This window comes from Halanaerobium saccharolyticum, assembly GCF_003259895.1.
In the GTDB taxonomy this organism is placed as follows: domain Bacteria; phylum Bacillota; class Halanaerobiia; order Halanaerobiales; family Halanaerobiaceae; genus Halanaerobium; species Halanaerobium saccharolyticum_A.
On sequence record NZ_QLME01000032.1, the window covers coordinates 22525 to 28705 of the forward strand.

5 protein-coding genes, 3 tRNA genes and 1 other RNA gene are annotated in these 6181 nt (G+C 34.6%); 1 reads left to right on the forward strand and 8 read right to left on the reverse strand.

The window, feature by feature from the left end; genetic code table 11:
- Nucleotides 1-3: 3 nt before the first annotated feature.
- The 8 genes from ffs to C7958_RS14310 all read right to left on the reverse strand — a co-directional run bounded on the left by ffs (nt 4) and on the right by C7958_RS14310 (nt 5135).
- Nucleotides 4-270: signal recognition particle sRNA large type (ffs, locus tag C7958_RS14275), an RNA gene on the reverse strand.
- A gap of 32 nt (nt 271-302) precedes the next feature.
- A tRNA-Ser gene (locus tag C7958_RS14280) sits at nt 303-394 on the reverse strand.
- A 125-nt stretch (nt 395-519) separates the two neighbouring features.
- A tRNA-Ser gene (locus C7958_RS14285) sits at nt 520-612 on the reverse strand.
- Entirely contained in the window at nt 599-1063 is a 465-nt protein-coding gene (gene tadA / locus C7958_RS14290; protein ID WP_111573345.1) for a tRNA adenosine(34) deaminase TadA, read from the reverse strand. Before tadA ends, C7958_RS14285 begins: the two co-directional genes overlap by 14 nt.
- A 174-nt stretch (nt 1064-1237) precedes the next feature.
- A tRNA-Arg gene (locus C7958_RS14295) sits at nt 1238-1314 on the reverse strand.
- A 423-nt stretch (nt 1315-1737) separates the two neighbouring features.
- On the reverse strand, nt 1738-2274 hold the full coding sequence (locus C7958_RS14300; RefSeq protein ID WP_111573346.1) for a hypothetical protein: 537 nt from the start codon (nt 2272-2274) through the stop codon (nt 1738-1740).
- A 127-nt stretch (nt 2275-2401) separates the two neighbouring features.
- Nucleotides 2402-3751: a group II intron reverse transcriptase/maturase gene (gene ltrA, locus C7958_RS14305; RefSeq protein ID WP_111573347.1), complete on the reverse strand. Its 1350-nt coding sequence runs from the start codon at nt 3749-3751 to the stop codon at nt 2402-2404.
- An 841-nt stretch (nt 3752-4592) separates the two neighbouring features.
- Entirely contained in the window at nt 4593-5135 is a 543-nt protein-coding gene (locus tag C7958_RS14310; RefSeq protein WP_111573348.1) for a hypothetical protein, read from the reverse strand.
- 214 nt (nt 5136-5349) lie between these two features.
- On the opposite strand from C7958_RS14310, the gene C7958_RS14315 reads away from it, so the two are divergent.
- Complete coding sequence (locus tag C7958_RS14315; RefSeq protein ID WP_111573349.1) at nt 5350-6117, forward strand: DDE-type integrase/transposase/recombinase; 768 nt, start codon at nt 5350-5352, stop codon at nt 6115-6117.
- Nucleotides 6118-6181: the final 64 nt, after the last annotated feature.

Here is a 6181-nt window from a genome sequence, read left to right on the forward strand (position 1 = left end):
TGACCGCACACCGTGTTTTGAAAATTTTCCCCCAGGCGTTACCCTGACAGTTGGCTCGAATCAGGCACCCTCGCGGCACATGAAGCGACTTGCTTACCGCTGCTTCCTCCCGGATCTGACGGGGTTCACAAGACTTCATTGCGCGAGACCCAATTGTCAACACTACTTATCAGGGCCAGACCCTGAAAGAAAAAATCCTCAGCCACGGCGTCAATCCTGCTCTAGCGGTTTGCAGGTTACAGGGTACCGCTACCACCCCATCTAGTGCGGCCAAATCTTAACAAAAATTATAAAGTTTTTAATGGCGGAGAGGGAGGGATTCGAACCCTCGGTAGGTTTGAGCCTACACCCGCTTTCCAGGCGGGCCCCTTAAGCCAGACTCGGACACCTCTCCGTAAAGAAGTAGGATGTAAGAAGTCAGAAGTAGGATTAAATTCGAATACTCAAATTTAATAACACTTCTCTTCTCAGTCTCTACTTTGAAAATTTATATATAATTCTATGGATGATAAAATCTAATGGCGGAAGGAGAGGGATTTGAACCCCCGAGACAGTAAAACTGTCTACTTGATTTCGAGTCAAGCGGTTTCAGCCAGACTCACCCATCCTTCCGTAATCTTAACTCACGGAAAAAATCTTTTAAAAGCTGAGCTGATTCTTTTTCCAGGACACCTGCTTCAACTTCTACCTGATGATTAAATCGGTTATCATCTAGCAGCTGATACAGGCTTCTGACAGCTCCTGCTTTGGGATCACTGGCACCGTAAACAAGACGTTTAATTCGCGACTGTAGAATTGCTCCTGCACACATTGGGCAGGGCTCTAAAGTCACATAAAGCTGACAATCTTCTAAGCGCCAGCTTGCCTCATTTGCGGCAGCTTCTCTCAGAGCAATCATTTCGGCATGAGAAGTTGGGTCCTGAGTTTGCTCCCGGAGATTAAACCCACGGCCAACAACCTGATCATCACAGACAACAACTGCACCGATTGGAACTTCAGCTTTCTGATAAGCCTTCCTGGCTTCTGCCAGGGCCATCTGCATATATTTTATATCATCTTCCATAGAATATCTCCTGAATAGTGCAAAATTTTAACTTGCAACATTAACTATTATAACAGCTGCTTTTGCCTTTTGCAAGACCTTTTTGAGATAATTTCAAAGGCCCATAAAGGCTATAAATATAAAAATCTCCCTGCAATAATACCCGGGAGTTTACTTTTGCTATCATATTTAAAATGGCGCACCCGAGAGGAGTCGAACCCCTAGCCTTCTGATCCGTAGTCAGACGCTCTATCCAGTTGAGCTACGGGCGCACAGTAAAATCATTGGTAAATCAAGGATTTCTCCTTTTTCTTAACCCTTTTTTAGGGTTAAAGCCGTAAAACAACAGCCGGTGAACGACTGATTATTTCAAGCGACGATTATTATTATAACAGCATAAATGGTTCTCGTCAAGGACTTTTTAGTTATTTTTATGGTAAATTTGTCAGGATATTAATTTATTCATATATTTATGGTGTTAATTATGAAAGTAAGTCGAAACAAATGAGTTAGTCTAACCACGTGATTGATAAAAGTAGCTAATCAAACTTTATTCTATCAATAACCTCTTATTCTTATAACTTTCCTAAATATTATCTCACTATCAATATATACTCACCATATATAATGTCAAATATGTCTCGTCGAATACTTCTAAAATATTATTGGATCTCAGCGAAATCTTCAATTCCATGTTATACGGAATGCCTTGATTCTATATTTATTAACTCCTCATCTTCTTGCTCCCCATTAATATACCAAGATAATTCAAATTCTTTTTTAAACTCTAGTCCAGTTTTTATATTAATAAGACAACCAAACTCATAAAAGTATTTTTCATTTCTATTTTCATTTGTATAAAACTGCATTTTTTCTTTATCAAATTCAATATCGCTATTAGTAGATTTTTTTATTTCAATAATTAGCTTGTTAAAATTACTTGAAATTCTTTGGTGAACAATTATATCTGGATAAACACTATGCTCTTTGTCATCTCTTTTTATTTTGCCAGCCTGCTTATATATATCAATTTTCTTTCTTAAATCAGGATGCTCTACACTTCCATTATACTCGCAATCAATATTAAAGTCATTAAAATATTTTTTTAAATAACAGCCTAGTTTATGCATTATACTTCTTTCATTTAAGTCATTTTTTATTAAATAAAAATCATAAAAATATAAATCTTTCATAGAATCTAATAAATTACTTCTAATTTCATATAAATCCAATTTTTTCACCTCCAAGAAAGTCTCTTTCGTAGTCACGGTAGGATTAGCAGTTACCTGCTCACCCCCGCACAGATCTCAGCATGCAGCATTACCGCACTGAGCTCTTCAGTAATATTCACTTCCGTTATCAGGCAAAGTTAAGTCTTAACTGTCTATTTATCTTCTCAACTATTTTCGGCTTACAGACATTATACCATCCTATAATTTCTTCAAATTTATCCCAGTTCATTCTTTTTCTCTGGCTTCTTCTATTTAACCATTTATACAATATTTTGAGTGATATATTAAAGAATTCTTCCAGACTGTCATAATTACCAATCAAACCATAATAATTATAGTAACCCCTGAGCTTGGCATTTAATTTCTTAAACAGTGTTTTTAGTTTTTGGTTTCTCATCATTTTACACCAATTTCTAAAATTCTTTATTGATTTTCTGAGTTTCTTTCTGGAGGTCCTCCTTTTTATTATATCTTTTCCTCTAAGAGATGTGCTCCGACTAAACTCAAATCCCAGGAATTCAAACCTTTTGCTTCCCTGCTTTTTAAATCTGGAAAAAAGAATTATACTGCTCTTTTCTAAAGAAAGTTTAAGTCCAAATTTATTTACTCTTTCCTGCATCTTACTATAAAAGTATTCAGCATCTTTTCGATATCTGAATGCTGTTATATAGTCATCTGCATACCTTGAAAAATGGGTATCACCTTCTGTTATTTCTCTTATCACTTTTTCAAACCAGTTATCCAGTACAAAATGTAAATATATATTTGCAAGAACTGGACTTATTATACCACCTTGAGGTGTTCCAAATTTTGGATATACTATCTGATTATCCTCTTCCAATATCCCAGCTTTTAACCACTTTTTAATCAATCTGATTAATTGTTGATCATCTATTCTCTGCTCTAACATCTTTATTAACCAGTCATGATCTATATTATCGAAAAAGCCTTTTATATCAGCTTCAACTATGTAGTTATATTGACCAAAATTAAGTTCCTCAGAAAGATTTATCACTGCTTCTTTAGCACTTTTATTCGGTCTGTACCCATAGCTGTTTTCAATAAAATCCTGTTCAAATATTGCTTCCAGTATATCAGTAACTGCTCTTTGAACTATTTTATCTTTCAGAGCTGGTATTCCCAGTGGTCTTTTCTTGCCATTTCCTTTATCTATATATTTTCTTCTGACCAGTTTAGCATGATATCGTTTTTCTTTTAAAGATTTTAGTATGGTCTGGAGGTTTTCTTCCAGATTCTTTTCAAATTCAGCTGCTGTTATTTTATCCACTCCTGCAGCTGCTTTTTTGTTGATTTCTAACCATGCCAGCTTTAAAGCTCCATAGTTTATCTGTCTGTATAAATCTCTAAACCGATATTTCTTTTCTCTCTTTGCCTTTCTTGCTATATTCTTCAGTGAGGTTTGCACTAATTGTTCTGGCCTTGCGCGTCCAGTTAGTGTTTCCTTTAAAGATTTCATATTACTGTTAACCCCTTCCTCTGTGTTATCTCATTTTGACTTCAGAGTACTATGAGTTAATCCGAAGTCCTGCCAGCTTCTGGTTGTCCTTCTTGTTTGGTTGGAGTTACCTACCAGTTTGATTACTGGAACTGCAGGAGTCCTCCCAGGTTCCTAATACTTCTTTCTTTTCATGCCAGGTGCTCTGACCCCGACAGACCCTCATGAGTCTCACCATTTCAACTCATTTGTACTGACTTCCATGACGTTAAACATGTTGTCATCTGCTCTTTAGTCGGTGCTACCAACTTCCAGTTAACGGGGCTGAATATGCTTCAGGAGTACGGTACTCCTTCTGGCCTAAAAAGTTCTCTGTGTACACTTCATCTGATAGTTGCCTATTTCGATGCAACACTCGATACAGTCTGCTGGTTAGGCTTTAACTGATAGAGACTTGATAGATTAATATCTACATTACGACTATGCTTTTCCTAATGACAGCGAGGTAGCAATAGTTGACCTTCTGTCAGGCTTTTATTTATATCATTACCATCTGATTTTTGCGGTGTGATATTATTTTATCTCACTCTACTAGAAGTATTAAACTTCCTGGCGTTCTAACGTCCCTGAGCTTCACAAGGGCTCACCAATGCTCCCAACTTTAATTTAAATATAAAACTTTCATATGTCATCCCCAACCTTCATCTATGCTCCCTAAGTTAGATATCGTTAAGCTCATGTTATATGATGGAGCTTTTACCCACAAAGTTTATTATTACTATTCAGGCTTATTTTCATAACTTTTTATATAAAAGAGCTTATATACTTAAATTTAAAATAAGTCAAAAAACATATAATTATTTTAAAAATCTGGAAAATATTCAAGTTCATCTAATGTATCTATATTAATGTTAAAAATTTCTTCACCTAATTTTACAAATCTCCAATATTTATTTCTAGCATCCAAGAAATAATTAGACCTCCCTCTTTCTATAAAATAATATTCACGATGATTTCCTGGTGAGAAAAAATCAGTTAATATTGCTATTGAATCAACTAATTCTTTTCTTAAACTTTCCAATTCAAAACATTTAAATTTGCTATCGGGTAATCCCATGAATCTTAAAAAGTCAAATATTGGTTTAGCTCCTCTTTTTAATACACTATCAACATTATAATTATTGCAAAAGTATTCTACCCAATTAGGTTTCATTTTTTTCAAAATATTGATAAATAATTTTTTATCTTGATCATCATAACTATTAATTTCACTAGATAGGTTATCCAGTTTACCTAAAATAGTGTTAACCCCCCAAATACCTATTGAAATATTTGGATATTTCATCTTTAGTCCATCTATTTTTTCTTGTATTTCCGTAGGGATTCCACGATTTTTGTCATTCAAGACAAAAATCCACCCTCTAGGATTATTCCAATGACCTTGATGTAGATGATAAAATAGATTTTACAGAAAACGATAAATAAGATTTTACGGATATTGCCAGATAATGTAAAAGTAATGATTTTCTAATGGTAAATATGTTAAATTAATCCAGTACCACAATCTGCTCTTTTAGGATATAATATTCTTCTAAATATTCTAAAAGGGGGCAGAAATATTGAACAAAGAAGATGGATATAAAATGCATATGAAAATCCAGCAATTAAAAGAAATAGGATTAAATAAATCCCAAATTGCAAGAAGATTAAATATCAGCAGACCAACACTCAATAAATACTATGACTTAAATACAGAAGACTTTAAAGAAGTTCTTCAGTCAATGAGTACCAGAACTAAAAAAGCAGATAAGCATCATGATAAGATTCTAAACTGGCTAAAAGAACATCCTGATATCTCAGCTTCTCAAGTCTATGACTGGATTGAAGAACAGCTTAATGGATATCCTGGTTTCACAGAAAGTACTCTTAGAAATTACATAAGAGATTTAAGAAAAGAGCACAACCTTCCCAAAACAAAGCATCCCAGGCTCTACGAGGCAGTTGAAGATCCACCAATGGGTCAACAGATGCAGGTTGATATGGGTGAAAAATGGGTCTACAAATCAGATAAAATCACCAGAGTTAAGCTCTATCTCATTGCCTTTGTTCTTTCTAATTCTCGCTACAAGTATGTAGAATGGTTTGATAGACCATTAACTACAGCTGATGTAGTAGCAGCTCATGAAAATGTATTTGAATACTTTGAAGGTATGCCTAAGGAGGCAGTATATGATCAGGACAGTTTGATCTTGTATAGTGAAAACTATGGTGATCTAATCTACACTCATCAATTTGCATCATATAGACTTGAAAGAAAATTCAAAGTGTATATGTGTAGGGCAGCTGATCCAGAATCTAAGGGTTATGTAAAGTATATGATTATGTAAAGTACATTAAAATAATGTTGATATACTAGAAATTTTTGCTGGTTTACTTTACATAATTACTCTA